Source organism: Streptosporangium sp. OZ121, assembly GCF_051918885.1.
In the GTDB taxonomy this organism is placed as follows: Bacteria; Actinomycetota; Actinomycetes; order Streptosporangiales; family Streptosporangiaceae; genus Streptosporangium.
This window is the reverse complement of record NZ_JBPXMC010000011.1, coordinates 119090-145336: the sequence shown is the minus strand read 5'-3', so window position 1 is coordinate 145336 and position 26247 is coordinate 119090. Positions and strand designations below refer to the sequence as shown.

Sequence of the window (26247 nt, the reverse complement as noted above, 5' to 3'; positions counted from 1 at the left end):
AGAAAGCAAAGAGGCCCCGGTGGTTTCGGAGCCTCTTCAGTGCATGACCGATCATGCGGCCAATGCGTCGTCGATCCTACGATTGGCGATCTCCACACCCCCGTCGATGCACTTTGCATAGACCCTGAGCAGCACGTCCACCCCGTGCCCTGCCCGCTCAGCCACGTCTAAAGCCGCCACCCCGGCATTGAGCCAGAGGGACACTGCCGCGTGCCGCAGGTCGTACGGCCGGGCCGCCAGGGGTGAGACCTGCTGTTCGGGAGTCAACGCGAAGGCTCGCGCAGCCTTCCACACCTCGCAGTAGGTCCCGATGGAGATCACTCCGCCGCGCGAGGTCCGGAACAGCCGGCCGTCTTCATGGATGCCGAACTCCTCGATGTGCTCACGCAGGATGGCCACCAGCTCGGGCGGGATCGGCACGGGACGGCCCTCGTTCTCGGCCCGGTGCTTCAGGCCCCGATCGTCGTGAGCCTCACCGCTGTCGGTCCACTTCTTGTTCGTCTGCGGCCTGGACTTGGCCAGGACGAGCCGCCCCCAGCCCGTCGCGGGAAGTGGCAGTCCTGCTTGCGGAGCCCGAGTGCTTCGGCCGGGCGCAGACCGGCGAAGTAGAGGCAGGCGAAGAAACCGCGCAGGTGCCGGCCACGGTCGAGACGGCTCACGTAGGTCACCGCGGTGAGCAGCTCGCGCGCCTGAACCGGGTTGACCACCACACGCCGATCCACGACCTCCCGGACCTTCGGAGGCTTCCACGCCTTCACCTTGTCGATCGGGTTGGAGGGCAACTCCTCCAGGTCCACCGCGTACTGAAGGGCGTTGTAGAAGACCGACCGCTTGCGGGCGATCGTGGTGGCAGCGGCGGCCCCGCCGTCGAGCCGAAGCGTCAGCGCGTCCAGGCCGAGCCGTACGTTCCGGACCTTGTTCAGGTCGGCGATGTGGAGCGAGTGCCGTTCGAGCCAGGCGAGAGCCGTACGGATGGCCTCCGGCCGTACGAGTTGCCGAGCGGCAGGAGGAAGGGCGTACTGCCGGAGAGCCTCCCGGAGGACCAGCGGATCAGGTCTCCCCGACGCGTCCTCGTCGACCAGAGCAGGCGTCACGGTCGCCAGGGCATCGGTGAGACTGTCGCGGGTCTTCGCTGCCGCGTGGGGCCATTTCATGTCCACGTACGCCATGACGAAGCCGAACCATTTCACCGCGCTTTTGACAGCCAGCATGGAGAGCGGAAGTCCGGTCTCCTCGTCGAATGCCTCACCGCGCTTGGCCGCCTGCCGGAGATCGGACTGGAAGTTCTCGGCCAATGCCTTTGTGCGAAAGGTCCGTGACTTACGGCGACGTCCGACAGCCCATCGCAACTCATACGACGGTGCCTTACTGGACTGGTTCCGCCTGATATCCCAGACCTTGACGTCGTACGAGGTTTTCACGCCGCCTCCCGGAGGGTCTCAAGCCAGGCGGTGAGCTCGCTGCAGGCCCCGGTCTGCCACCACCGCGCCGTGGGGCGGGACCGTCGTGCGGTAGGTCATCACCGTTTCCTTTCGTGCCGGGGCGGTGCGCCTGCCTGCTGAGACGTTTCGACAAGAGCAGGCGCCATTCATGCCCTTTTCGGTGCAGAAAAGACAAAAAGTGGAAAAGGCGCATAGGGCATTAGTTGGGCAGAACGGGTCCGTTCGGTTCTGCCTCACGTGCCATAGTGAAGGGAAGCTCAACGCCCATCTAGAGATCTGTATTGGCCAATAGGATCAGCCAAATTGGCCAATACGGCGGGAGGTGGTCATGCCTCGTCGGCCGGACGCAGTTGATCCTTCGAAGTCGCCGATCGCCCTTTTCGGCGCATCCCTAAGGCGCTGGAGGGAGTACCGGGCAGGCTCCCTCAAAGACGTGGCGGCACAAATCAATATCGACTTTTCGGTGCATGGTCACTGGGAGCGTGGCGAGCGCCTCGCGCCGATCGAAGCCGTCGAAAGCCTTGACAGGCTCTACCGCGCCGATGGCGCTCTGACCGCTCTCCACGAGCTCGTCCACGCGGCCAAAACCGGGGCGGTGCCGCTGGCGGGATCGCCGACTCTGCCGGATCCTGTCGGTATGAACGAAGCACGAAGACGGCTTCTTTTCGGCGCTGTAGGAGTAGGCGCATCCACCCTGCTGCCAGGGTTGGAGCAGCTACGTACCATCGTGGACACGCAGCTCGGCGGGCCTGACCTGGACGAGTGGAACGAAATCGCCTGGGAGCACGCTCACGGGGTTGTCTCACGTCCCCTGGCTGAGGTGATCCGTGACCTGTCGGTGGATCTGCTGACCTTGCAGCAGACGCTGCCGACCGTACCCAGCCGCGACGCGGCTGGCTGGGCGATGCTGAACGCCCGTTTGACGTTCCTCCTGGCCTACGTACTCGGGGCGGCCGGACACACCCACCAGTCACGGCACTGGTGGGGTTCCGCGCGCCGGGCCGCCGCCCAGACCGGCAACAGCGAAGTCACTGCCTCGGCATATGCCTGGGAAGCGGTCCAAGCTGTGTACGAAGGCCGACCTCTGGCCCTGGCGCTGTCGCGCGCAAATGCCGCTCTCGCCCTCACCGCCAAGCATCCAGGGCGCGCCGCAGCAGAGGCCCTGTGCGCCCGTGCCTACACGCTGGCCCTCATGGGTGACCACGCCGGCGCGCGCGACAGCCTGGAGCGGCAGGCCGACGTTTTCGCCACGCTTCCCGACACCATCACCCGCGACAAGATGTCCCTGGAGGGATGGTCGGAGTCCCGGCTGCTGCACACCCGGTCTCTCGTGCAGACCATGACAGGCAGCCCAGCCTCGGCCTCTGCTCAGCAGGAGGCACTCGACTCCTACCCTTCCGACCGCGCCCGGGCGATAGCGCAGATCCGCTTGCACCAAGCGGCTTCTGAGGTCCGGGACGGCAGCGTGGAAGACGGCCTTCGAGCTGCAGCATCGATCGTGGAGGGCCTCGGGCCGGAGCATACGACGAGGTTCGTGCTGCATGTCGCTCATGGTGTGGCTGATGTCGCGCCAGCAGGTCACAAGACCACCGCCATTGCGGAGTATCGGGAGCGTCTCGCTATAACAGCGGCAAAAGAGGATGAGTGACTGATACTGATATCGAATATCGGCCCCTGACAGGTGAGGCTGCCTACGAAGTACTCAACGAGGAGTACATCGGCCTGTACCTGGAGAATTATGCCGAGAGGCCTTATTTGGCCGGACCGCTCTACAGTCGCGAGCGGTTCCTGCAGCGCACGGGCCAGCAGGTGCAGAATGACACTTTCGTTCTGGTGTCGGCCCGGGACCGGCGAGAGCTCGTGGGATTCTCTTTCGGCTTCGTGTTCGGGGCGGATCGGTGGTGGGGAGGGGAGAGCGTTCCTGCTCCCGCCGAGCTGGCGGGCTCGCCGAGGTTCGCGGTGATCGAGCTGGACGTCCGGGAGGACTACCGGCGGCGTGGCATCGGCCGGCGGCTCCTGGAGACGCTGCTGGCCCAGCAGGACGCGCCGTATGCGACGCTGCTGGCTGATCCCGAAGCTCCCGCCCACGCCATGTACCAACGCTGGGGATGGAGGGTGGTGGGTCCTGTCCGAGCTGCGCCTGACTCCAGGACCTCCGACGCTCTGGTGCTGGACTTCGGCCAGCGATAGAGGCGACACTCCACCGTGAGAGCGCACTCAGGGGAACGACGAGAGCCCCACCGCCCAAAGACGGTGGGGCTCTTCGTGTGTCACTCGGAGATGTTGAGGGTCGCGATCGCCGCGGTGGCCGCGCAGCTGTAGGCGCACAGGCGCAGGACAGCGGGGCGGGGCGAGCGGGTGGCGGCGTACATGATGAGCACGATCGCGACCAGGAGACTGATGGTGGCCAGCAGCATCACCCATCCCGGGGCACTCCAGCTGAGGGCCGTGCGCATCAGCGAGCCCTTTCCAACTTCGCGGCCCTGGTGAGCGCGCGAATGCCACACTGAAGACCTGGCGCATCCTGCGCAAACTCCACTGCTGCCCTCTTCGCGCGGGCCAGCTGGTCAAAGCCATCCGCACCCTTCAAATGCGCGAGGCAGGATGAAAACGTTCACTGGCTCTGCAGGAGAACTGACCTGTAAGAACTTCCATCCCGTCTGATGGACGGCTCATGGGTAAGGCGTTCTCGCTATCCCCTGAAGCTGAGCGTAAACGGGCATGCCCTTTTAGGTTTAGTTAAGATCTCGGAGATCTGCGAGTAGAAGTGAAAGTGATGCTCAAATCGAATCCAAATGCCTGGACGCGCCGAAAAATCGAAGCCCATGGTGTAGGTAAGCGCATCGTCCCAACCGGCACGCGATGTCGGAGAACATCGCTAATGGGCGGTGGTGGAGATTGGGAGCCGTAGCCAGGGCTCCTTCGAGGAGGTTAAGAAAGCAGAAATTATCAAGGCTGACCCCATAAGGTTTGGCTCCCTTGAGTCGTCCTTAGCGCTATTTCCGCAAACGAAGTCGCGGTTGTCGAAGTGGCTTCATTCGGGAAGGAGGCGAAGATGCACGGAAAATGCCTGCTCATTGCCAGTCCACTAGCCGTCGCCCTCATGTTTGGAACGGTCGACATCTCGCAAGCTTCGGCCGTTCCAACGTCCGTAGGCGTCGGCGACAGCTACACCATGGCGACCTTGAAGGTCGCGCCGCCCGTGTGCAGCCGATCATTCAAGGGCAAGCTCAAGAAGCTGTGCTCGAATGGCTGGAGCGAGGGATACACGGCCGGGATAGCCGCATGCAAGAACAAGGAGGGCTTCAGGTCCCTCAGCCCCGCGCTGCAGGATGCCGCATACATACATGGCTTCAACGCCGGGTTCAGCGCGGGCAAGACTGCTTGCTAGCCGCTGCCGAATCGTAGTTACCTAGGGGTTCGCGATCCCGTAAGGGTTCTCGGGCCAGAGCAGGGCGGGCCTGTCCAAGGTTCGGACAGGCCCACCTCCTGTTGAGCTACTGAGCCTTTTTCGTCCTGAAGCCGCAGCTCAGAGCGGGTGAACCAGTAGAGGCGAACACTCAGGCCGGGTCACGTCCAGCGAAGTGGTGTACGAGTTGACCTTCGCGTGATCCTGTCTCCGCGGGTCAAGCGGTAAGTATCCGCGGGGTCGTCAATCGGTCCGGGTGCGGAGGCTCCGCGCCAGGGTGGGGATCATCACCGTCGCAGGGACGAGGTGCAGCCCGAGGAGGGCGATGACGGTGGCGGTGTCCGCCCCGGAGAGGAAGGGCGGGACCAGCGAGATCGCGGTCAGCGACACCGCCGTCCACACGAATCGCTCGGCGGGGCGAGCGCTCCAGCGAAGAAGAGCGACGGCGATGACGATGCCCACGACCGAGAAGAAGCCGGTCACCACGGCGAACCCGGGCAACGGGATCGTCTCACCACCATCGGGGACCTCGAAGTCGACGCCGACGGCCTGGGCAAGCGCGGCGGCGAGGGTGGTGGCCACCATCGCCGCGAGCGTGGCGACGAAGCCGGTGCCGGCGAGCCCGCGGAGCCGGTGGGCGCGGCTGGTCCGGCCCGATGCCGGGCCTGCGACGGCCCCGGTGTCGTTCATGCTGTTCATGTCATCCTCCATCATTCGGCGGCTGGCGTAGGGGTGTGTTGACCGGCAGGTGACGGTCCTGGCCCCGGGGGTGACGATGCGCACCCTCGCCGTGCGGCGGCCGGGGTTGCGCAGGGCGCGGACGCCGGTGCCGCGGAGCCAGAACCCGGCGTCGCGTCCGAGGACCGGCCCGGGCTCGCCGTCGCGCAGCTCCAGCTGCACCCGCCCGTGGGTGACGACGCCGAACGCGTCGCACCACTCGGCCGCGACCACCGCGACACGCGCGCCACCTCGCAGTGCGAGCGTCCGCACCGGGAGCACCGGGAGCACCGGGACTACTCCGTGCCGTCCGCCGGCAGGCGCTCCGGCAGCCCGAGCCGCGGGAACCGGTCGTCGTGGAACGTGATGATCTCGGTGATCGCCCCACCGGTGACGCGCAGGACGTCGATCGTCAGCGGCAGGTACGCACCCTCCTGCTTCCGCCAGAGGTAGAAGGCGACGGCGGGCTGCCGGTTCACGGAGGTGAGGACGGCGCGCAGGTGCTTCATGCTCTCGAAGCCGCTCTCGATCCAGTCGTTCACCACCGTGTCGCGGCCGACGTACAGGCCCGGCGTGGGCGGCATCGAGCAGCGGACGTCGTCTCGCAGCAGTGCGGCGAGCCCGTCGACGTCCGTGGCCACGCTGGCGTCGGTATAGCGGCGTACCAGCTCTCGCGTCCCGGCGTCCTCCTCGCCGCCGGTCCAGTCCTGCCGCTCGGCGGGCAGGTGCTCCCGCATGCCGGCGCGGGCCCGCTGCAGCGCGCTGTTCACGGAGTTGACGGAGTCCCCGAGGAGCTCCGCGACGTCCTTCGCCGGCCAGCCGAGCACGTCCCGCAGGATCAGCACGGCCCGCGGGCGCGGCGCGAGGTGCTGGACCGCGACCAGGTACGCCAGCTCGATCGTCTCCCGCGCGACGGCGACGGTCTCCGGCTCGTCCGCGTCGCCCGCGGGCAGCTCGTCGAGCAGCCGGTCCGGGTAGGGCTGCAGCCACCGCACCTCGCCGCCGGTCGCGGGCTCCGGTCGGTACTTGGCGAGCAGGTCCAGGCAGGCGTTGGTGGCGATCCGGTACAGCCAGGCCCGGAACGTCGACCGCCCCTCGAAGGTCTCCCGCCGCCGCCAGGCACGGAGGAACGTCTCCTGCACGGTGTCCTCGGCGTCCTCGAACGACCCGAGCATCCGGTAGCAGTGCACGTGCAGCTCCCGCCGGTGCCGCTCCGCCAGCCCCGAGAACGCCGGCTCGTCGACCTCGTCCAGACCGCTCACGCCCAGATCCTCCAGCCGCGTGTCCGCACTCATCGCGTCATCCTTCCGCCTTGTCGTGTCCCGTCGTAGGTGTGACGGGTGCGGGCGCGACAACTCATCACCGGGATCGGTCGGAATGGCCGATCCGGTGACGGAGCACGACGCGCGGTACGGCGAGGCGGGCGCGAAGTGCCCGCCGCCGGTGAGTACGGGCACCCCCGCGTCGGTACGGTGAACGGCCACGACCCGCTCGGGATGATCGAGCGAGAGATAGCGGCTCGCGTGCCGATCCTCCCCGCCCTACCTGCGTGAACTGTGAACCATGGAATCAGGGATCTGTGATTGATCTTCGACCGCGGGACCGACGCGGGGCCGCGGGTTCCTGATCTGAAATTTTCACGGCTCGGCGAGAGGTTCACGCAGTTCGCCTGCTCACCGGCCCGCCTCGTGCTTGACCCGCCAGCCGGGACGGAACCACACTCCGCTGGAGTGTCACCCCCCGCGCGACCACCTGAGTGCTCCACATCGCCGTCGCCCTCGCACGCCGGTTCGTACAGGGAGATGTTAACGCCAACAATTTCGGGAGCCGATAACAGCCGCTCATGTTAGCGATAACACAATCAAGGTTCGTCCCATGACGACGCCGGGAGCCGGCGCCTGGTGGGCCAACGGGACTCAGAAGGCGCGGATCAGCACCGACAGGCAGAAGGACGAGACATGACGCAAGATCAGAATGAGCCCGCGAGCGGCGAGCGAAAGCCGCTGAGCCGGAGAACCGTCCTGACGACGATGGGGGCCCTGCCGATCCTCACGGCCGCGGGCACGGTCATGGGAGCCTCGGAGGCCGCGGCCGCCACGGCGGTCATCAACCCGTCGGCACAGCGGCAGACGATCCGAGGCTTCGGCGGCATGACCTTCGCGTCCTGGATCGGCGACCTGACGGCCGCCCAGCGGGAAACGGCGTTCGGCACCGGCGAGGGCCGGCTCGGGTTCTCCGTGCTGAGGATCCCCGTCCCCGAGAACCAGGCGGACTGGAGCCGTGACGTGGCGACGGCGAGGCGCGCGATCGAGCTCGGGGCGACGGTCATCGCGTCGCCGTGGAATCCCCCCGCCGGCATGGTCGAGACCTTCGTCCGCGGCAGCCAGACCAACGCCAAACGCCTCAGGTCCAACATGTACGCGGCCTACGCCCAGCACCTGAACGACTTCAGCACGCACATGCGGAACAACGGGGTGAACCTGTACGGCATATCAGTGCAGAACGAGCCCGATTACGCGCATGACTGGACGTGGTGGACTCCCGCCGAGATCCTCCGGTTCATGCGGGAGAACGCCGGCTCGATCAACACCAGGGTCATCGCGCCCGAGTCCTTCCAGTACCTGAAGAACATCTCGGACCCGATCCTCAACGACCCCGTGGCGCTCGCCAACATGGACATCCTCGGCGCGCACCTCTACGGCACGCAGTTCTCGAACTTCCCCTACCCCCTCTTCAAGCAGAAGGGCGCGGGCAAGGAACTGTGGATGACCGAGGTCTACCACCCCAACAGCAGCGACTCGGCCGACCTCTGGCCCCAGGCGCTCGACGTGGGGGAGCACATCCACCGTGCCATGGTGGACGCCGAGTTCCAGGCGTACATCTGGTGGTACATCCGGCGCAGCTACGGCCCCATGCGGGAGGACGGCCAGATCAGCAAGCGCGGCGCGATGATGGCGCACTTCGCCAGGTTCGTCCGCCCCGGATACGTGCGGGTCGACGCGACGGCGAACCCGGCGTCGAACGTCTACGTCTCGGCGTACCGGGGCGGTGACTCCTCGATCGTCATCGTCGCCGTCAACAAGGGCACCTCCGCGGTGAGCCAGCAGTTCACCGTGGCGAACAGCACCGGATCGTCCAGTGTCTCGTCCTGGCTGACCGACGCGAGCAGGAACGTCGCGCCCCAGGGGGCGACCACCATGTCGAACGGTTCCCTCACCGTCACGCTTCCCGCCCGAAGCGTGATGACCTTCGTGACCAGCCTGGGCTCCGGCCCCACCCCGACCCCCACCCCGAGCCCCACCCCGACTCCGACGCCCACCCCGACACCCGGCACCGGGCCCCGGGTCGCCTACACGATGAACTCCTGGAACAACGGCTTCACCGCCAACATCAGCATCACCAACACCGGGACCTCGACGATCAACGGCTGGACGCTGGTCTTCACCCTGCCCTCCGGCCAGTCCATCACCTCGGGCTGGAACGCCACCTACTCGCCCTCCAGCGGCCAGGTGAGCGCCCGCAACGTCAGCCACAACGCCGCGCTCGCCCCCGGGGCGACCATCGACATCGGCTTCCAGGCCACCCACACCGGCAACACCGCCGAACCGACCGCCTTCACCCTCAACGGCATCGCCTGCACCGTGGTCTGACCGGCGAGTGAAGACGGGTGAGACAACCCCAGAAGCCCGACCGGCGTTTCCGGTCAGCCTGCGGAAGGTCGGCGGTCCGTACGAAGCGTTCGCCGAGGACGGTGACGGTGGGCGGGCGGCCGTGACAGAAGGGCCGCCGACAGGCGGCCCGGAGTCTCTCAGTTCGTCGTTCCGGTGCCGATCCAGCGGGTCAGGGCGTGGTCGAGGTCTTCTCCGAGGGGCTCGCCGGTGGCGACCGCCCAGGCCACGTGGGCGTCCGGCCGGATCAGCAGGGCGTCGGCCGGCGGGTCGGGGCAGCGGGCCGTCACCACGTCGACGCGGTTTCCCCACGCCGAGACGCGGTCGCGCACGTCGTGCCTGTCCGCGAGGTCGAGGAGTACCGGCCGGGCGGCGTGCAGGAGTTCCGCCACCCGGGTGGCGTGCGAGGGCCCCGCACCCCGGGCGGCGCGCGAAGGCTTCGTCATCGGGGTGGCGTCCTCGCCGATCGTGAGCGGTAAGTCTGGTACGAAGGAGCCCAGCAGCGGGTGCGGCGATCCGGCGGGGTCCACCGGGTAGCGGACGTCGGAACCCTGGAGCATCCGCCCCAGCCGGCGGAGCGGCTCTTCGTGTTCGAGCATCATGCCGAACAGCTCGCGCAGCGCCGTGACGCCACCACCGGGTGCCATGAGGGCCGACTGGGCCTGGGTGTGCATGAGAACCCGTGCCGCGACCGGATGCCGCTCGTCGTGGTAGGTGTCCAGGAGTCCGGGGGGTGCCCAGCCGCGCACGCGCGCGGCGAGCTTCCAGCCGAGGTTGACCGCGTCCAGAAGGCCCACGTTGAGCGACGGCCCGCCGAACGCGGCGATGGCGTGGGCGGCGTCACCGGCCAGCAGGACCCGGCCGGAGCGGTAGCGTTCCGCGTGCCGGCTGTTCGCCCCGACCTTCGACAGCCACACCGGCCGGTCGACGGGCAGGTCCGTGCCCAGCACACGGCGTACGCCCTGCCGCAGTTCGTCGAGCGAGATGGGACCGCCCCGGCCGCTGCCGCCGCCCTGGCCGTCCCCGCCGCCGTCCCCGCCCTGACCGTTCCCGCCGTCCCCGCCGTTCCCGCCCTGGACGGTCAGGCCGGGCGGCGGGTCCGCCCACTCGATCACGGCGATCCGGTGGACGCCCGGCCTGAACGACGCGTGGACGAACACGCCGGTCGCGGTGCGGGTGAAGCCGGGGCGCACGCGGCCCGCTCCGGGCACCTCCAGCTCCCCGGTGCCGGGTACGACGACCGAGGTGGGCAGGACGACGTCGCCGAAGCGGGCCACCTCGTGCCCGGTCGTCCCGGGGAAGGGGATACCGGCCTGTTCGCGTACGAGGCTGTGTGCCCCGTCGCAGCCCACCAGGTAGTGGCCGCGCAGCCGGTAGCCCCCGCCGGGCCCGTGCACGCGGGCCGTCACACCGTCGCCGTCCTGCTCCAGGGCGGTCAGTTCGTGCCCGCGCCGGATCTCCACGCCGAGTTCCCGGGCGCGCTCGCCCAGCAGCCGTTCGAGGCGGGGTTGCTGGATCGGCAGCAGGTGGAGTGGGCTCACGCCCAGCCTGCGCAGGTCCAGCGGTATCGCGCCGAACTGGAAGAACGGGGTCGGCCCGGCGAAGGGCGCTCCGGCGGCGAACCGCTCCAGCAGGCCGCGGTAGTCGAGCATCGGCACGATCTGGCCGACCAGGCCGTTGGCCTTGGGGACGTCGCCCGGCTCCGGCAGCCGTTCCAGCACCACCGGGTGCGCGCCGGAGAGACGCAGCTCGCAGGCCAGCATCAGTCCGACCGGGCCACCTCCGGCAACGATGACGTCGGCGGTCATGGCAGGCACCTCCGTAGCGCTTCGATGAGAGCGGTGTGGCGCGGGTCGGGGCCCAGCAGGCCCGGCGCCATCCTGTTCACCACGTAGCCGAGGGCCACGCCGGTGCGGGGATCGGCGAAGGCCAGCGCGCCTCCGGATCCGGTGTGCCCGAAACGGCCGGTACCGCCGAAGGGCGAGAAGGGTGAGTGGAGCATGAAGCCCAGCCCGAACCTCGTGTCGACGAACAGCACGCGGTCCGGCCCGTCGGACCGCGTACGGATGGCGGCCTCCACCGTCCGCGGCGGCAGCAGGCGTACGCCGTCCACCTCCCCGACGAGTGCCGCGCACAGCCGTGCGAGGGACCGCGCCGTGGCGATCCCGTTGTGTCCCGGGATCTCCGCGGCGTGCACGGCGCGGCTGTTGTCGTCGAGCTCGGGCCAGGTGAGCGCCCGGCTGCTCAGCGAGCCGGGGTCGGACCTGGCGGCGAGCATGCGGCGCAGGGGGGCGGGCAGGGTCGCGGGGTCCAGGCCGGCCGGAGGCTCGGGCGGGATCAGCCGTCCGACGCGCCGCTCCAGCTCGCCGGGCAACCCGATCCAGAAGTCCAGGCCGAGCGGGCGCGCCACCTCCTCGGCGAAGTACGTCGCGAGCGGGCGGCCGGTGACGCGCCGGACCAGCTCGCCGATCAGCCAGCCGAACGTGCGGGCGTGGTAGCCATGTGCCGTGCCGGGTTTCCAGGCGGGCCGCTGCCGGGCGAGTGCCTCGACGATCGGATCCCACGCCTGGACGTCCGCCATGGAGAACGGTCGTTCGAGGGCGGGCAGGCCGCAGCGGTGCGAGAGCAGCCATGACAGGGGGATGTCCTTCTTGCCCGCGGCGCCGAACTCCGGCCAGTGCTTCGCGACCGGTCCGTCCAGGTCGAGGCGGCCACGCTCGACGAGCAGGTGGGCGCAGACCGCCGTCGCGATCTTCGTGGTGGAGAACACGGGAATGAGCGTTTCCCGTTCCCACGCCCGGCCGGTCGTCCGGTCGGCCGTGCCGCCCCAGAGGTTCACCACCTCTCGTCCGGCCAGGTAGACGCAACAGGCCGCGCCGACCTCGCCGTTGCGCCGGAAGTTCTCCGCGAATGCCGCGCGTACCGGCTCGAAACCCGGCGCCGTCGATCCGCGCACGGGGTCGCTCGCCGTGGGTCTCCCCCCTCTGCTCCGGGGGGCCTCCTCGGTGGTGCAGCCTCCGCCGAGGAGCATCGCCGCACCTGACATCAGACTCGCCTTCAGCATGCTCCGCCGGTTCGTCGGCGGGCCGTGGTCCGTCGCATCCATGGCCGTTACAGTAAATATTTACTTAACGACCGTCAAGGGCCCCGCTTGCGATGCGAGCCTCTGCGGTAAATAGTTACTGCGTGCCAGACAGTCGCTCCCTGCTGCTCACCGCGGCCGCCGAGGAGTTCGCCGTGCGCGGTCGCGAGGGAACCCGGGTCCAGTCGATCGTGCGGCGGGCGGGCGTCAACGAGCGCATGATCTACTACCACTTCGGCAGCAAGGACGCGCTGTACGCGGCCGTGCTGGAAGCCGAGATGGCCGAGATGGCCGACGCGTGGCGCCCGATCATCGATCGAGCCGCCGAGCGCGAGCCGTACCAGGGGATGCGCGAGGTCCTGGCGGGCTTCGTCGACGTGATCACGGCCAGGCCGCGCCTGACGGCGCTGCTGGTGCACGAGGCGCTGGCCGGGTGGCCTGCCACCACACCGCCGGTGGCCGACATGCTTCCCGCGGCGCTTCGCGAGCTGTACCGGCAGGGGCAGGAACAGGGCGCCTTCCGCGCGGACTGCTCCTTCGAGGTGGCCTACGGGACGGCGCTGTGCGCCCTGATCGCCCTGCCCATCTTCCTTCCGCGCTTCGCCGGCGTCTTCGGCACGGAAGCGGACGGCCACGCCGTCGGCCACGACCTGCGAGACCGCATCGTGGGCCAGTTGCTCGACGGCATGACCGGTCCCCGGGCAGGGTGAAGGACGGGCGCCCGTTCGCCGGACACCGCACGAGGGGGACCCGGTGGTTTCCCGCCGAGGGGGACCGGGGCACGCCGGTCGATCCGCCGCACCACCGGCACGTCACCCGCCTATGGCACCTCTTCGGCGACCGGCACTCGATCGCCCCGTCCGTGCGGCATCAGCAGGAACACCTTGGACGACAGGCGGTCCATGTCCCCGCCTCTGCCGAACACCAGGCCGGCGGCGAAGTCGACGAACTGTTTCGCCTCGTCGTCCGGTAGCCCGTTGAGGTCCATCACCACGGGCACCCCCGTGCGGAAGAAGTGCCCGACGTAGATCGCCTCGTTGTAGTTCTGGGGACGTAGTGTTTTGACCACCGCGCAAGTCTCCACTGTCCGTCACGCCCGTCAAGATGTCTTCCGAAGCGTGGGTGGCACCTCACCACCGCGCTCACCACCGCGCTCACCACCGCGCTCACCACCGGGGGAACCGTGCGCATCGTCATACCGCTGTTCGACCGGTTCACCGCGCTTGACGCGGTCGGCCCGTACGAGGGGCTCAGATTCCTGCCGGATGCCGACGTCGTGTTCGCGGCCGCCGAGGCCGGGACGGTACGGAACGACGCCGGGTCCCTGGCTCTCATCGCGAGCGCGGCGTTCGCCGGGATCGACTCCTGTGACGTGCTGCTCGTCCCGGGAGTGATCGCGTGACCGAGTCCGGCAGGCTTCTCCAGGTCATCGTGTGCGCGGCCGGTGCCGCCCGGGACGTCGGCCGTCTCGTCACCCTCGCCCAGGACGAGGGCTGGACCGTCCAGGTCGTCACCACCCCGTCCGCGCTGGACTTCGTCGACGTCCCCGCCCTGGAGAGGCAGACCGGACGCCCCGTCCGCAGCCGGTACCGGACACCGGACGAGCCCAAGCCCCCGCGAGCCGACGTGATCATCGTCGCCCCCGCCACGTACAACACCGTCAACAAGTTCGCCCAGGGCATCGCCGACACCTACGCCCTCGGCCTCCTCGCCGAGGCCCCCGGCCTCGGCATCCCCGTGGTCGTCCTGCCCTTCGTCAACGACGCTCTCGCCACCCGCGCGCCGTTCCGCCGGAGCGTCGAAGGCCTCCGGGCCGAAGGCGTCCGTGTCCTGCCCAGCGCTTCCGAGCCCGACCCGGCCGCCACCGGAGACGAAAGCCGGGAGAGCCACCCCTGGGCCCTCGCTCTCACGGAGATCTCGGGGAAACAGGCTCACCGGACGCGCGCTGATCGGTCATAGCGAGCGGCGAGGAACCGGCGCCATCGGACGCGTCGATTCTCCGCGATTATCGGTCTGCACCAGAATCTCATTATGTGTCCGTAGTCATTGTGTGACGTGAAATAATCATTGATTCTCATGTTTCCGGCCTGTTCCGATGTTCTTCCTCTCCCGGCCGGTGACTCATATGTCGTCGGGCTTCCGGGTCTTACAATGACCACCGGAAGGAAGGACGGTGGGATCTGGAAGCCTCAGGAAGGCCGCGGCCCGGTGTGGTGGTCGATCCCGGGCTGCCGCCCGAGGTCGCGGGTTTGCTTCGCGCGAATCCATCACTGCTCAGACGCATACGGGCCGGTTGGAGGCCGCTGGAGAATCCGCCGAGGAGATCCGCGGTTCTCCCGGCTGTCGCCGGTATGTTCGCGGCGGTCGGCTTTCTGGCGGTGCTTTCCCTCGAAAAAGGGGCCGGGCTCGGAATCCTGCTGCTCGTCATGCTCGCGTACTTCGTTTTCGCGGCGATCAGGGCCGCCAGGGATTCCGAGGAGAGCGACAGCCCCGAGCAGGAACTGTTCGAGCTCGCGCACCGCCACCGCGATTCCTATCTTCTCCCCGACGACTTCGACGCCGCCGCGAGCCGCCTGTTCGGCCGGGCGCGGCTGGCGGTCGACTCCGTCCTGCGATCGCGCGTCAACGCCGAGGGACTGCTCGACGACGTACGGAACGCCGTCATGCTGCCGCCACAGGAATGGGAGGTCGCACGCCTGCTGGCCAAGTTGTCCTCCCTTCGTGGAGAACACCGCGATCTCATGCGTGGCGGGGTCACCCAGGAGGTGGCGGCCGTGATGAAGCCGCTGGAACGCGTGCTCGCCGGCAGCGAGAGCGCCGTCACCGCGCGGGTCGAGGCGCTTGAGCGTTACGCGGCTCATGTCGCCGACGCCGAACGTGCCTACCGGGCCCGGAGCCAGATCGAGGCGCTGGTGGAGCGGTTGCCCCGCTACGAGGAACTGCTCGCCGAGTCGGGGGCCGACGGCCTGAGCATGCCCGAGATCGGGCATCTCACCGGCGAGGCCGACGAGCTGGAGCAGGCGTTGCGCGCGAGCATCGGTTCGGCGCACGAGCTGTTCCACCATCTGGACGGTCCGGCGCCGTCCGGGTGAGGGGCAGCGGCTGATCACCTGCCACGCGGGCCGGGGATCAGCCGAACAGGCAATAGACGGCCGTCGCGTCGTCGTGGATTTTCGTCCGGGGCCAGCGGGAGCCTTCGGGGTCGGTGTGCTCCGCCTCGCGGACCCGGCGGATCAGCTCTCCGGGGCCGGACCGTTCGAGGGTGTCGAGGGCCTCACGCCAGGTGGCCAGCTCGAACAGGTCGACGAGCCGGGAGGCTCCGTCGCTGAGCAGGGCGGCCGCCCGTACCCGGTGGGCGGGGAGGGTGCCGGTGAGCGACTGCTCGGCGGTGAGCGGGTCGACGGCGGCGATCCAGAAGCCGCCCTCGCGGTTGCGGTGGTCCCGCATGGTCTCCACGTACTCCCGGCGCGCGGTGACGTGCTCGGCACTTCCGTGGGCGAGGCCGTCCATGGTCGACCGGTGCGCCCTGCCGATCCGGTCCACCCGGTCGTCGCAGACGACCGTCGGCTCCGCCTGGCCGACCACGTCCAGGACGAGGACGGAGTCCGCCAGGACGAGGAAGTCCAGGTCGCCCGCCGTGCGGCGGACCATGACCACCGTGGCGGACGGCGATCCGGGATGGGTGAGGTCGCAGACGAAGTCGTGGAGGGAGGCGACGGCCTTTATCCCGTTCGCGAGTATCTCCGTGAGCGTTCCGGTGTCCTGCGTCATGCCCGCGAGGAGTGTCGAGCCCAGGGAACGGACGTACCAGCTGACGCCGTGATCGCACCCGGACTCCGCCCCCGCCGGGGTGCCCGCGCCGTCGAGGAGGACGAAGGCGTCCGGGGTCGCCCCGAAGAAGTCCTCGTTGCCGTCGTTGCCCGCTGTGTTTCCGGCGTTCCCGGTGCTGCCGGTGTCCGCGTTCTGTCTGCCGGGTGCCGCTTCGGTGGCGAAGGTGATGCGCATCGGTTCGGGGCTCCTGGTGCTGGACGGGCCCGCGCTGGACGGGCGTGCACGTTTCCCTCACGAGTTCCCCCGTTGGAACGGCGTACTCCCACGCGTCCCCCGCCCGGACATCCCTCGCGGTGGTCCTCCGTGACGTACCGCCACGACGTCAGTAGGAGGGCTCCGAAATCGACTCGGCTCGATAGACGTCCATCGGTCCCTCGTCGTCCTCGTCCACCCCCACCTTCCTCAGCAGCAAAGTCCGGCTGCCGATTTTCAGGGAACGTTCGCCGTTGATCTCCGTGGACGCGAACACCGTGACCGCGTGACCGTGCATATCGCGCACCTGGTCGTATTCTGGTCCGTCAGGAATGTCTAGCTTGATGCGCCTCGTCTGGAATGTCACTCTCCCAGTGTGAAAGCCGCGGCCCCGAAAATCGATCGTGCGCGTGACGATATTTGGCATCATTTTCGACCGGAAAGGTATGGGCGGCCGGCCCCCTCCTCGGACCGGGCCTCGCGAGGGCCGTAGTCACAGAGACCGCCGTGGGCCACCGGGAGCGGAGATCGCTAGGGCAGGGGATCGATCCCGATGTTCTGGTCGTACTGGACGAGCTCCGCCCCGCGATCGGTGAGGATGGGCCAGCGGGTGGCGCGGGCACACCAGACGACGTGTCCGGCCGTGATGTCGCGCGATCCGTCGAGGATCTCCGCGATGTCCCCCACCTTCCCGTGGGTGAAGTCGTCGATCCTCACGCCGGGCGTCGTGACGAGCTCGAACAGCTCCTCCTGGGTCGAGAGCGGGGAGATGGACAGGACGGCCGCGAGGCTGGTGGCCGGGACGCATATCCCGCCGCCACGGAAGAGACACATGGCGGCGACGCTCCGGGAGTATTCGGTCTTCGCCACCGCGATGTCGACCAGTGCGCTCACGTCGAGCACTCGACCGGGAAGCATGGCTCAGCGCCTCCGGAAACGGCGTATGCCGATCTGGCCCCACTCCGCCTCGGAGAGCTGGTCGACCCCGAGGGAGTCGGCCGCCGTGTCGAGGTCTTCGCGATGCAGGTTCCAGCGGTGCATCAGGGTGATCACGTGAGGTTTGTTGCCGATCTCTCGCTGGACGGCCGCGTGGAGCACGTCGGCGACACGGTTTCCGGTCAGTCGCGCCTTACGGGAAAGCGCCTCATAATCCGCTTTATCCAGCTCTATGGTGATAGATGTATCGGAAGCTGGCGTGCCGATTGCCTTTTGTCCTTCTCTGAGCTGGAGATGGGCCAGCCACAGCGGAACCGAATCCGACTCTTGTCTGGCGCCATCGTGATCATTCGATGATGGTTTTTCCGATCCTGTGCCGTCTCGCCATGCCGGCATGGAGTGGGCCATGCGTTCGACAGTAGCTGTGAATTGTCGATTATGGCAGCACTTCTGGGCCAAAGGTCATCACTGCGGGAACCCGGACGGCTGAGTGGCGGGATCGGTGGGAACAGCGGGATTCGTAGGAACGGTGGGCACCGAGGGGTCGGTGGGAGGGGTGGGGGTGGGCGCACCGGGGGTGGAGGTGGGGGCGACCGCGCCGCAGAATCCCATGGCTCGCCGTTGCTCGGCTATCTGGTCGACCGGGGCCTGGTAGGTGAGCCGCTCCTCGGGTGAGGGCTCGTACCGCCACGTACCGCCTTCGAAGGCGAAGTCGAAGTCCGTCGAGTCGTCGAGCCGGGTCGCCTGGACACTGGCGAGGTCGCCGGTGATCGTGACGGTGGCGATGGTGAGCGGGGAGTTCGGCAGGATCGGGGGGCAGATCTCGAACAGCCGCACATACTCCTCCCGGGCGATCAGTCCCTGTGCCTCGGTGGTCCACAGGTCCCAGAAGTCGCCGTACGACCCGCTGCTGTAGGCGTCGAGCGCCGGTTGGACGGCCTGGCGGACCGAGGCCTCCGAATGCTCCGAGTGCTCGCCGCCGCGTGTCGGGGCCGCCGTGCTCGGCGGCGACGAGGGAGGGTTGAACACCATGAAGACGGTGACGACGGCCCCGATGGCCACGCCGATGGCCATGACGACCATCACGACCAGCCCTCGTCCCGTCTCGCCCCGTGGCGGCTGGCCGTACTGCGGCGGATAGCCCACGTGCGGTCTCCGGGGAAATGACAAGAGCGGATGAAGGTGATCATAACTCCCGCGGCTCTCGGCTGGCCACGGTCATCGCGCACCCGCGACGGGAGCCGACATAATGCGCGCGTGATTCAGACGATCGGTACGGCCGTCGCCGTCTTCGCCGGTACCAACGTGGACGACATCATCATTCTGACGGTGCTCTTCCTGGCGTCCAGAGCGGGAGGCGTTCCCCGCCCCTGGCAGATCGTCGTGGGCCAGTACGCGGGCATCGCCGCGCTGGTGGCCGTCTCGGCGGCGGCGGCGCTCGGCCTCGCGGTGGTGCCGGACCGCTGGGTGGGGCTGCTCGGCCTGGTGCCGTTCGGCATGGGGGTGTGGGGGCTGGTCAGAGCCGGGAGAGCCGGGAGAGCCGGGAAGGACGGCGACGACGGCGACGACGGCGACGGCGACGGCGACGGCGACGGGGCACCCCGGGTCGCCTCGGGCGTGCTCTCGATCGCGGGGGTGACCATTGCGAACGGGGCCGACAACATCTCCGTCTACACCCCGATGTTCCGCACGATCGGCCCGGCGTCCAGCGCCGTCACGGTGGCCGTGTTCGCGGTGCTCGTCGCGGTCTGGTGCGCGGCGGCCTCCTGGCTCGGGTCGCACAGGAAGGTCATCGCCCTGGTGGAGCGGACGGGGGCCTGGCTGGTGCCCGTGGTGTTCATGGTCATCGGTGCCGTCATCGTGGCGGAGTCGATATTTAGATAAATATCGACAAATCGCCCGAATCTAGGGCAAACGTACTGGGGAATTACTTACCATGCGAGACCATTTGCGCTTCTATCGGCATCGATGGTTCAAAGTGTGGATCGCCCTGATCGTTCTGTCCTTCTCGCTCATCGCCATGATGCAGGCGGCCGGCAACCAGGCGCTCCTGCCCGCGGCCTTCTTCTACGGGGCCGCGGCCGGGCCCCTCGCCCTCCTGCTCGCCATCCACGACCGTATCCACGTCGCCACCAGCGTGCCGCCCATGACGCTGATGGGCATGTTCCTGTTCGGCGGAGGCGTCGCCCTCCTGCTCGGCGGCTACTTCGACGCGCTCCTCATCTCCGCGAAGAACAGCACCTCGATCCTGCGGGTCGGCTGGATCGAGGAGCCCGCGAAACTCGTCCCGCCCCTCGCGGTCGCGCTCACCGGCCGTCACCTCACCAAGGCCGCGGGGGTCGCGCTCGGCCTGTCCTGCGCGACCGGGTTCGCGATCATGGAGTCGATGGCCTACGCCTGGAAGAGCATCGCCAACCACGACGGTGCCGTGGGCGCGGGTACGGTCCTCTTCCTGCGCGGCCTCAGCACCCCCTTCAGCCACCTCGTCTGGACCGGCCTGGTCTGCGCGGTGGCCTTCGGGGCCTGGCAGGTCAAAAGGCGCGCGGTCGTGACCCTGCCCGTCGTCGCCGCCTTCGTCGCGGCGGCCACACTCCACTCGCTCAGTGACGGCCTGCTCGTCCTGGACATCCCCGGGCCGGCCAGGCTGCTCTTCCTCGTCGTCGCCGCGGCGAGTTACTGGCTGTTCCACCGGGCCACCCGAGATCTGAAACCGGTGCCGATCCCGGAACCGGAGCCGTCCCGGGCCTGACCTCACGGAACCGGAGCCCTCCCGCGCCTGACCTCACGGAACCGGAGCCCTCCCGCGCCTGACCTCACGGGCGCGCGGGCCGGTTCGAAGCTCGGATACGCCCCTCACCGTGCGATATCGCGTCGACGTCCCACGTGGAACATCACACCTGCGCCAGCAGCCACCGAGGCCCGATGACCTCGGCGCCCAGTTCCGTGACCCGCTCGCGCAGCCCCCGGTCGGCGGTGACGACCAGGACGCGCTCCCAGGGGCGGGCGTCCCGTACGGCCTGGACGACGGCGTCGTCCCCGCTGCCCGGCGCGGCGATCACGGAGACACCGGGCGCGGGGGCGGTGTCGCGGGCGGCGCCCTCGACGACCGCGGTCAGCCGGGGGAACCAGCGGGCCAGCACCGGGGCGCGGTCGGGCGCGGCCACCCGGCCGTCGGCGGCACGCGCGCCGACCTCGGCGAGCAGCTTGGCCGCCGCCCCCGCGCGGTCCCGCCACCAGCCGTGCTCGGCGCGGGCGCCCACGATGTTGGCGACGTCGAGGACGACGAGGGAGGGGGTGAGTGCGAGGCCGACGACCGGCCAGGTCGCGGCGAAACCGGGGTGGAGCCTTCTGGCGGTGATCTCCTCGGCGGGAACCCAGCGCAGGTCGTCGCTCTCGGTGTTGGCGGGGATCGCGCGCAGCAGCTCGGCGGCCTCGGCGATCACGGTCTCGAAGGACCAGCCGCCGTGGTCGTCGAGGTAGACGCCCTGGACCCGCAGGCCGGTGCCGTCCAGTGCGGCCTCCTCGAAGGCCTCGCGCAGGGCGGTGTCGATCGTGTCCTCGTGGCTGTCACGGGCACCGCCCGGCAGCCCCCAGGTGCCGCCGTGGTGGCTCCACGCGGAGCGTTTCTGCATCAGGACGCGGGGGCCGTCCGCGGCGTCGTGGTGGACGGCGAGCAGGCCTGCCGCGCCGTGCACCCCCCAGTGCCGGTGCCCGAGATCGCAGCGAGCCCATCCGTCCCCGTCCCCGGCCGTCATGGACCAATGATGCATCAGGGCACGGCCGCGCACTTCCCGCCCCCCGGCCACCGGGGAGACGCCGGTGGCGAAGGAGGCAGCCGGCGGGCGGAAAAGCATTAAGGGCGCTATGTCGTGATCCGGCATACTGGCCGCCTTGATCCTCGTTGAAGGACTCCCATGCACTCGAGCGTGTACCCGAGCGCGCTTTTCGCGCCCGTCCGCCTTCTGCGGCCGATCCGCGCGTACGCGACCGTCGCCCTCACCCTGATGGCGTTGAGTTCGGTCGTCTCCGCCGGCGCCTCGACGCTGTTGCTCGTCTCCCGGGAGGGCTGGTCATGGCTGGCGGTCCGGCAGTGGAACGCCCTGTACGCGCTGCTCCTCTCCCCGGTCGTCCTTCTCTTCTCGATCATCCCCCTGCTGGCGGGCATCGCCTTCGTGTGCTGGCTGTTCCGCGCCCGGGGCAACGCGTACGCGATCTCTCCCGGGGTCTTCCACAGGTACGCCACGCCGTTCCTGGTGTTCGGGTGGTTCGCTCCCCTCGTCAACCTGTTCGTCCCCAAGGGGCTCGTCGACGACATTCTGACCACCTCCCGGCCGGGCGGGCTGCGGCCGGGAACCGACCTCTACCGGGGACGCCGCTCGGGTCTGGTCTGGGCGTGGTGGCCGGCGTGGCTGCTGTGGACGGTGATGGAGGTGGCGTTCGTGGCGTTCGTGGCTTTCGGGAACGCGGGCATGACCGCGCTGGAGACCGTCACCCTGGTCGCCTGCGTCCCGCTGCCGATCGTCACGGGCGTGCTCGCCGCCGGGGTCGTCCTGACGATCACCAAGCTTCAGGAGAACGCCCGTGCCGGCCTGCCGGCGGGGGGACGACCCCTGAAGAGGCCCGGGCCGCCGGTGGGGTCCTACTTGGGGCTCACCACTCTCGTCGTGCGTGACTACGACGAGGCCATCGGCTTCTACCTCAACGTCCTCGGCTTCGAGCTTCTGGAGGACACGCCGCTGGGCGACGGCAAGCGCTGGGTGACCGTCCGCCCACGCGGCGCCCGGGAGACGGCCCTGCTCCTCGCCCGCGCCGTCGGTCCCGAGCAGGAGGCCCGGATCGGGGACCAGACCGGCGGCAGGGTCGGCCTGTTCCTGCACACGGACGACTTCGCCCGCGACTACGAGCGGCTGCTGTCGGCGGGCGTCGTCTTCGAGGAGGCCCCGCGCGGCGAGCCCTACGGCCGGGTCGTCGTCTTCCGGGACCTGTACGGCAACCGCTGGGACCTGCTCCAGCCCGCCGACGTCTCACCGGCGTACGGCTGAGCCCGGCCCTTGCCGACGCCCCCTCGGACAACGGCCCGGGGCCACCGGGCAAGCGCTCCCGCGAGTCTCAGTTCCCGCCCTTGGAGAAGTGCTGGTAGTCCTTGATGCCGGACCAGTAGCCGCCCCACTCCCAGCCTCTCTGCTGGAAGGCCTTGACCACGCGGTCGCCCGGGTTGATCACTCCGGGAGCCCGGACGGGGCGCTTGAAGAACTTGCGGGCGTTCTCGTGGGACCCCGTGCCGTTGGCGTATATGTACGGGTTCTCGCGCGGGTTGATGTCGACGGCCAGGCCGTAGGCGTGCCTGGACCAGCTGCTCGACCCCTCCGCGGGGCGGCAGTTGAAGGCCGAGGTGTTGTCGGCGTCGATCGAGGCGTAGTCGTCGGCCTTGTAGGCGTCGACGAGCCGCATCTTGTAGATGGGCCAGCGCCAGTCGTACAGGCGGCGGAAGACGGCGACGATGTCATCGGTCGCGGACTTGTTCACGACCAGCTCACCGGTGTGCGGCTTGTCGTCGAAGCCCCAGTAGGTCATCGTGATCAGCCGCAGGTCGCTCACCGGGACCGGGCATCCGGGCCGCCACGAGTGTTCGAGCCGTTCGCGGGGGACCCGGGAGACCTTCGCGGAGAACGCCGGCGGGCCCGTCGGGGTCGGCGACACGGTGGTGGACGGGCCGGCCGTCGGCGTCACGACGGTCGGTTCCGGGGCGGACACACCGGTGGCGGACGAGGACGCCGGGATCGGAGCCGAGGCGGCCGGAGGCGCGGCGGGGGCGGGCTGGGAGGCGGCCGTGCCACACGAGGCCGCCGCCAGGCAGCCGACGGCCGTCGCGAGCACGGCCCGCGCGCGGATCGTGAATCTGGAATCTGACACGTGCCGCCCCCTCAAAAAACGGACAAAAGCGACAAAAAGCCATTGTAGGTGACCGGCTATCCGAGGTGAGAGGCGGCCGCCGCGGCGATCCACTCGTGGGCGATCACGGATTCCGGTGGCCAGGGCGTGCCGTTGACCACGGCCACCAGCTCCCAGTATCGCCCGGCGCGCGGGTCGTGCTCCGCGTAGTCCCGTACGACCGACTCCGGGGCGCGCCTCTGCGCTCCGGCCAGGACCGCGACGAGCTCGGCCACGACGGGCGCGGCGGCCTGCGAGTCCGGGGCCACCCCGTCCCGCGCCGCGGCCAGCGCCGTCTTCGTGACCAGGGTGTTGGCCTCGTGCCAGGCCGCCACGTCGATCTCGGAGGCGTTCTCCCAGAAGTCGCCGCTCATCTCGCGCAGTGAGGCGCGGAAGCCGTCGTCGGCGAGCAGCTCGGTCAGCTCCAGCCAGGCGTCGAGCTGCTCGATGCCCGGCTCGTCGGGCAGGTCGGGCACCATGGCCTCGCGCAGGCCGCCGAGCCACTCCTGCCTGGCGGCGTTCTCGCCGGCGACCTCGTCGACGAACTCGTTCACCAGCGCCGCCGTCTCCGCCGCGCCGAGCCGCCCGAGGGCGTTGAGCCGGCGCAGGTCCTCGTCGGCGGGCTCGTCCCGCTCCAGGGTGGCCCTGAGCACCGCCCGGGTCCGCTGCAGCGCCCTGATCTGCGTCTCCACCGTACGCAGGTGCAGGGAGAGCACCTCGCCCAGGTCGCGGTCGCCGAGTGACCTGATGGTCGCCAGGTCGACGCCGATCTCGCGCAGCGTCCTGACGAGCTCCAGCCGCCCGCGGTCCTCGTCGCCGTAGAGGCGGTAACCGCTCCGGGTGCGGCCGCGCTCGGGGAGCACCCCGATGTCGGAGTAGAAGCGGATCGTCTTCACCGGCAGCCCGGAGAGCTTGGCGAGCTGTCCGATCGTGTAGCTCATGGCCTCGATTATTCCGTTGAGTTTCCAGTTACGGGAGACTTTAGCTTGGCGGGCATGTCGAAGAAGAAGGTCAGCCGGATCGCGAAACTGCAGCTCCAGGCCGGTGAGGCCGGTCCCGCCACCGTGGGCAAGGACCTGGGCCCGCTGGGCCTGAACCTCATGGAGTTCTGCCGCCGGTACAACGCGGCCACCCAGGACCGGCGGGGGTTCGTCGTCCCCGTCGTCGTCACCGTGTTCGAGGACCGCTCGTTCGAGCTGGCGATCAAGATGCCCACCACGGCCTCGCTGATCCGCCGGGCCGTCGGCCTGGACCGGGGCGGCTCCCGCCCCGGACACCAGGCGGCGGGCGTGATCACCCGCGCGCAGCTGAGAGAGGTCGCCAGGACCAAGCTGCCCGACCTCAACACCGCCGACCTGGACCAGGCGGAGAAGATCGTCGCCGGCACCGCGCGCTCGATGGGGCTCACCGTCCGGGACTGAGCCACCCGCACGTCGCCCGCGCGCCCTGCCGCGTCCTTCTATATCCCTGTCGCGTCCCTATACATCCATATACGTCCCCTTGTGTCCCTCGTGCGGCCCGGTGCGGCTCCCGGTCTGGTTCGTGGCGGCTCGGCGCGGGGGTCCACATTCCTTGGGAAGGCTTTTCATCGAAACGTATCGCGCCTGTGTTCGAACCCGCGCTACAGTCATGGGCACGGGATCGAACACGGGTTCGGGCTGACGTTCTCGCAGGTGAAGGGGTGTGCCATGGCGATGCTCGCGGTGCCGCCGACGGCGCGCCCCCCGCTTCCCCGGTCGCCGGTGGAGCGCGGCGCGACACGCCGTAGCACTTTCTACGGAATTCTAAGCCGGCCGCTATATCCCGTCATAAAGTCCGAGAGCGTGGACCCCGTGCGCAATCCCTACGCTCCCGGTGCCGGACAGCGCCCCCCAGAGCTCGCCGGTCGCGACCGCGAGCTACAGCAGTTCGAGATCGTTCTGGAACGGGTGGCCCGAGGGCGCCCCGAGCGCAGCATGGTGGTCACCGGGCTGCGCGGCGTGGGCAAGACCGTTCTCCTCAACACCTTCAAGTCGATGGCCATGCAACGGCTGTGGGGCACCGGCAAGATCGAGGCCAGGCCCGACCAGTCGATCCGGCGCCCGGTGGCCGCCGCCCTGCACATGGCGGTCAGGGAGCTGGCCCCGAGGCATCGGGCGCCCGAGCGCATCGAGGAGTTCCTCGGCGTGCTCAAGGCGTTCGCGATGCGCGACCCGTCCGCGGCCAAGGGCACCTCGCACTGGTCGCCCGCGATCGACGTGCCCGCGGGACGGGGGCGCGCCGACTCCGGAGACCTGGAGATCGACCTCACCGAGCTGTTCGTCGACGCCGCCGCGGTCGCCACCGACCTGGGTGTCGGCATCGCGCTGTTCATCGACGAGATGCAGGACGTGCAGGCCCCCGACGTCTCGGCGCTCTGCGCGGCCTGCCACGAGCTCTCCCAGAGCGGTGGCCCGCTGATCGTGGTGGGCGCGGGGCTGCCGCATCTGCCCAGCGTGCTGTCGGCCAGCAAGAGCTACTCCGAACGGCTCTTCCGCTACGCCAGGATCGATCGTCTCGACCGCGAGGCGGCCGACCTGGCGCTCATCGCCCCGGCCGAGAGCGAGGGCGTGGAGTTCACCCAGGACGCCCTCGACGCCCTCTACGTGGCCGCCGACGGCTACCCCTACTTCGTCCAGGCGTACGGCAAGGTCGCCTGGGACCTGGCGCTGCGCAGCCCGATCACCGCCGACGACATCAGGGTCTCCGCGCCGGAGGCCGAGGAGGAGCTCGCGGTCGGCTTCTTCGGCAGCCGCTACGAGCGGGCCACCCCCGCCGAGCGCGACTACATGCACGCCATGGCCGCCATCGGCGACGAGCCCGTCGCCACCGCCGAGGTGGCCGAGGGGCTCGGCCGCAAGCCGTCGAGCCTCTCCCCGGCTCGCGACAGCCTCATCAAGAAGGGCCTGATCTACAGCGCGGAACGCGGGCTGATCGCGTTCACCGTCCCGCACTTCGGAAAGTTCCTGCGGTCACAACCGGTCTGACTGAACATTTGTTCGATATAATGCGAGGGAGCCC

At 69.1% G+C, this 26247-nt stretch carries 29 protein-coding genes and 1 pseudogene; 14 read left to right on the top strand and 16 right to left on the bottom strand.

What is annotated here, in order from left to right; genetic code table 11:
• Nucleotides 1-51: 51 nt before the first annotated feature.
• Together ACTOQ1_RS21335 and ACTOQ1_RS21330 are read right to left on the bottom strand one after the other, a co-directional pair.
• On the bottom strand, nt 52-420 hold the full coding sequence (locus ACTOQ1_RS21335) for a hypothetical protein (RefSeq protein WP_440069604.1): 369 nt from the start codon (nt 418-420) through the stop codon (nt 52-54).
• A gap of 29 nt (nt 421-449) precedes the next feature.
• Nucleotides 450-1295 (bottom strand): hypothetical protein, encoded by an 846-nt coding sequence (locus ACTOQ1_RS21330; protein ID WP_440069603.1) that lies wholly within the window; start codon nt 1293-1295, stop codon nt 450-452.
• A 475-nt stretch (nt 1296-1770) separates the two neighbouring features.
• Here ACTOQ1_RS21330 and ACTOQ1_RS21325 point away from each other — a divergent pair, with 475 nt between their 5' ends.
• Both ACTOQ1_RS21325 and ACTOQ1_RS21320 read left to right on the top strand, forming a co-directional pair.
• Nucleotides 1771-3090 (top strand): helix-turn-helix domain-containing protein, encoded by a 1320-nt coding sequence (locus tag ACTOQ1_RS21325; RefSeq protein WP_440069602.1) that lies wholly within the window; start codon nt 1771-1773, stop codon nt 3088-3090.
• The gene (locus ACTOQ1_RS21320) at nt 3087-3632 is read left to right on the top strand and encodes a GNAT family N-acetyltransferase (RefSeq protein ID WP_440069601.1); all 546 of its coding nucleotides are present in this window, start codon (nt 3087-3089) and stop codon (nt 3630-3632) included. Before ACTOQ1_RS21325 ends, ACTOQ1_RS21320 begins: the two co-directional genes overlap by 4 nt.
• A gap of 80 nt (nt 3633-3712) precedes the next feature.
• On the opposite strand, the gene ACTOQ1_RS21315 is transcribed toward ACTOQ1_RS21320, so the two are convergent.
• Nucleotides 3713-3898, bottom strand: coding sequence for a hypothetical protein (locus ACTOQ1_RS21315; RefSeq protein ID WP_440069600.1), 186 nt, complete (start codon nt 3896-3898; stop codon nt 3713-3715).
• A 14-nt stretch (nt 3899-3912) separates the two neighbouring features.
• Here ACTOQ1_RS21315 and ACTOQ1_RS21310 point away from each other — a divergent pair.
• Both ACTOQ1_RS21310 and ACTOQ1_RS21305 read left to right on the top strand, forming a co-directional pair.
• Nucleotides 3913-4050, top strand: a pseudogene (locus ACTOQ1_RS21310) (IS5/IS1182 family transposase); the annotation flags it as partial.
• 447 nt (nt 4051-4497) lie between these two features.
• Nucleotides 4498-4833 (top strand): hypothetical protein, encoded by a 336-nt coding sequence (locus tag ACTOQ1_RS21305; RefSeq protein ID WP_440069599.1) that lies wholly within the window; start codon nt 4498-4500, stop codon nt 4831-4833.
• 261 nt (nt 4834-5094) lie between these two features.
• Here the strand turns inward: ACTOQ1_RS21305 and ACTOQ1_RS21300 are convergent, their stop codons facing one another.
• Both ACTOQ1_RS21300 and ACTOQ1_RS21295 read right to left on the bottom strand, forming a co-directional pair.
• Entirely contained in the window at nt 5095-5859 is a 765-nt protein-coding gene (locus ACTOQ1_RS21300; RefSeq protein WP_440069598.1) for a DUF6069 family protein, read from the bottom strand.
• A 5-nt stretch (nt 5860-5864) separates the two neighbouring features.
• Nucleotides 5865-6863, bottom strand: coding sequence for an RNA polymerase subunit sigma-70 (locus ACTOQ1_RS21295; protein WP_440069597.1), 999 nt, complete (start codon nt 6861-6863; stop codon nt 5865-5867).
• A gap of 663 nt (nt 6864-7526) precedes the next feature.
• Here ACTOQ1_RS21295 and ACTOQ1_RS21290 point away from each other — a divergent pair.
• Nucleotides 7527-9218: a cellulose binding domain-containing protein gene (locus ACTOQ1_RS21290; protein WP_440069596.1), complete on the top strand. Its 1692-nt coding sequence runs from the start codon at nt 7527-7529 to the stop codon at nt 9216-9218.
• Nucleotides 9219-9376: 158 nt separating this feature from the next.
• On the opposite strand, the gene ACTOQ1_RS21285 is transcribed toward ACTOQ1_RS21290, so the two are convergent.
• Entirely contained in the window at nt 9377-11044 is a 1668-nt protein-coding gene (locus tag ACTOQ1_RS21285; RefSeq protein ID WP_440069595.1) for an FAD-dependent monooxygenase, read from the bottom strand.
• The gene (locus ACTOQ1_RS21280) at nt 11041-12342 is read right to left on the bottom strand and encodes a serine hydrolase domain-containing protein (RefSeq protein ID WP_440069594.1); all 1302 of its coding nucleotides are present in this window, start codon (nt 12340-12342) and stop codon (nt 11041-11043) included. Before ACTOQ1_RS21280 ends, ACTOQ1_RS21285 begins: the two co-directional genes overlap by 4 nt.
• Before the next feature lie 80 nt (nt 12343-12422).
• On the opposite strand from ACTOQ1_RS21280, the gene ACTOQ1_RS21275 reads away from it, so the two are divergent.
• Nucleotides 12423-13028 carry a TetR/AcrR family transcriptional regulator gene (locus ACTOQ1_RS21275; RefSeq protein ID WP_440069593.1) on the top strand — a complete coding sequence of 202 codons (606 nt, stop codon included), beginning with the start codon at nt 12423-12425 and terminating at the stop codon, nt 13026-13028.
• 110 nt (nt 13029-13138) lie between these two features.
• Here the strand turns inward: ACTOQ1_RS21275 and ACTOQ1_RS21270 are convergent, their stop codons facing one another.
• A complete protein-coding gene (locus ACTOQ1_RS21270) occupies nt 13139-13387 on the bottom strand; it encodes a cell division protein SepF (RefSeq protein WP_440069592.1) in 249 nt (82 codons plus the stop codon).
• Between the two features lie 114 nt (nt 13388-13501).
• On the opposite strand from ACTOQ1_RS21270, the gene ACTOQ1_RS21265 reads away from it, so the two are divergent.
• From ACTOQ1_RS21265 to ACTOQ1_RS21255, 3 genes are all read left to right on the top strand, one after another.
• A complete protein-coding gene (locus ACTOQ1_RS21265; protein ID WP_440069591.1) occupies nt 13502-13720 on the top strand; it encodes a hypothetical protein in 219 nt (72 codons plus the stop codon).
• Nucleotides 13717-14277 carry a flavoprotein gene (locus tag ACTOQ1_RS21260; protein ID WP_440069589.1) on the top strand — a complete coding sequence of 187 codons (561 nt, stop codon included), beginning with the start codon at nt 13717-13719 and terminating at the stop codon, nt 14275-14277. Before ACTOQ1_RS21265 ends, ACTOQ1_RS21260 begins: the two co-directional genes overlap by 4 nt.
• Before the next feature lie 419 nt (nt 14278-14696).
• Nucleotides 14697-15410, top strand: a complete 714-nt coding sequence (locus tag ACTOQ1_RS21255) for a hypothetical protein (RefSeq protein WP_440069587.1) — start codon at nt 14697-14699, stop codon at nt 15408-15410.
• 37 nt (nt 15411-15447) lie between these two features.
• Here the strand turns inward: ACTOQ1_RS21255 and ACTOQ1_RS21250 are convergent, their stop codons facing one another.
• The 5 genes from ACTOQ1_RS21250 to ACTOQ1_RS21230 form a co-directional block, all read right to left on the bottom strand.
• Nucleotides 15448-16323, bottom strand: a complete 876-nt coding sequence (locus tag ACTOQ1_RS21250) for a protein phosphatase 2C domain-containing protein (protein ID WP_440069585.1) — start codon at nt 16321-16323, stop codon at nt 15448-15450.
• Between the two features lie 148 nt (nt 16324-16471).
• The gene (locus tag ACTOQ1_RS21245; RefSeq protein ID WP_440069583.1) at nt 16472-16708 is read right to left on the bottom strand and encodes a hypothetical protein; all 237 of its coding nucleotides are present in this window, start codon (nt 16706-16708) and stop codon (nt 16472-16474) included.
• Between the two features lie 164 nt (nt 16709-16872).
• Nucleotides 16873-17259 (bottom strand): hypothetical protein, encoded by a 387-nt coding sequence (locus ACTOQ1_RS21240; RefSeq protein ID WP_440069581.1) that lies wholly within the window; start codon nt 17257-17259, stop codon nt 16873-16875.
• A 3-nt stretch (nt 17260-17262) separates the two neighbouring features.
• A complete protein-coding gene (locus ACTOQ1_RS21235) occupies nt 17263-17685 on the bottom strand; it encodes a hypothetical protein (protein ID WP_440069579.1) in 423 nt (140 codons plus the stop codon).
• A 57-nt stretch (nt 17686-17742) separates the two neighbouring features.
• Nucleotides 17743-18423, bottom strand: coding sequence for a hypothetical protein (locus ACTOQ1_RS21230; RefSeq protein WP_440069577.1), 681 nt, complete (start codon nt 18421-18423; stop codon nt 17743-17745).
• Nucleotides 18424-18534: 111 nt separating this feature from the next.
• On the opposite strand from ACTOQ1_RS21230, the gene ACTOQ1_RS21225 reads away from it, so the two are divergent.
• Nucleotides 18535-19161 carry a cadmium resistance transporter gene (locus tag ACTOQ1_RS21225; RefSeq protein ID WP_440069575.1) on the top strand — a complete coding sequence of 209 codons (627 nt, stop codon included), beginning with the start codon at nt 18535-18537 and terminating at the stop codon, nt 19159-19161.
• Nucleotides 19162-19255: 94 nt separating this feature from the next.
• Complete coding sequence (locus tag ACTOQ1_RS21220; protein ID WP_440069573.1) at nt 19256-20026, top strand: PrsW family glutamic-type intramembrane protease; 771 nt, start codon at nt 19256-19258, stop codon at nt 20024-20026.
• 142 nt (nt 20027-20168) lie between these two features.
• On the opposite strand, the gene ACTOQ1_RS21215 is transcribed toward ACTOQ1_RS21220, so the two are convergent.
• The gene (locus ACTOQ1_RS21215) at nt 20169-21032 is read right to left on the bottom strand and encodes an NUDIX domain-containing protein (RefSeq protein ID WP_440069571.1); all 864 of its coding nucleotides are present in this window, start codon (nt 21030-21032) and stop codon (nt 20169-20171) included.
• A 159-nt stretch (nt 21033-21191) separates the two neighbouring features.
• Here ACTOQ1_RS21215 and ACTOQ1_RS21210 point away from each other — a divergent pair, with 159 nt between their 5' ends.
• Nucleotides 21192-22319, top strand: a complete 1128-nt coding sequence (locus ACTOQ1_RS21210; protein WP_440069569.1) for a DUF4328 domain-containing protein — start codon at nt 21192-21194, stop codon at nt 22317-22319.
• A gap of 67 nt (nt 22320-22386) precedes the next feature.
• Here the strand turns inward: ACTOQ1_RS21210 and ACTOQ1_RS21205 are convergent, their stop codons facing one another.
• On the bottom strand, nt 22387-23190 hold the full coding sequence (locus ACTOQ1_RS21205) for a M15 family metallopeptidase (RefSeq protein ID WP_440069568.1): 804 nt from the start codon (nt 23188-23190) through the stop codon (nt 22387-22389).
• Nucleotides 23191-23246: 56 nt separating this feature from the next.
• Nucleotides 23247-24149, bottom strand: coding sequence for a MerR family transcriptional regulator (locus ACTOQ1_RS21200; RefSeq protein ID WP_440069566.1), 903 nt, complete (start codon nt 24147-24149; stop codon nt 23247-23249).
• Nucleotides 24150-24203: 54 nt separating this feature from the next.
• Here ACTOQ1_RS21200 and rplK point away from each other — a divergent pair, with 54 nt between their 5' ends.
• Together rplK and ACTOQ1_RS21190 are read left to right on the top strand one after the other, a co-directional pair.
• Nucleotides 24204-24629, top strand: a complete 426-nt coding sequence (gene rplK, locus ACTOQ1_RS21195; protein ID WP_440069564.1) for a 50S ribosomal protein L11 — start codon at nt 24204-24206, stop codon at nt 24627-24629.
• A gap of 411 nt (nt 24630-25040) precedes the next feature.
• Entirely contained in the window at nt 25041-26213 is a 1173-nt protein-coding gene (locus tag ACTOQ1_RS21190) for an AAA family ATPase (RefSeq protein WP_425581868.1), read from the top strand.
• Nucleotides 26214-26247: the final 34 nt, after the last annotated feature.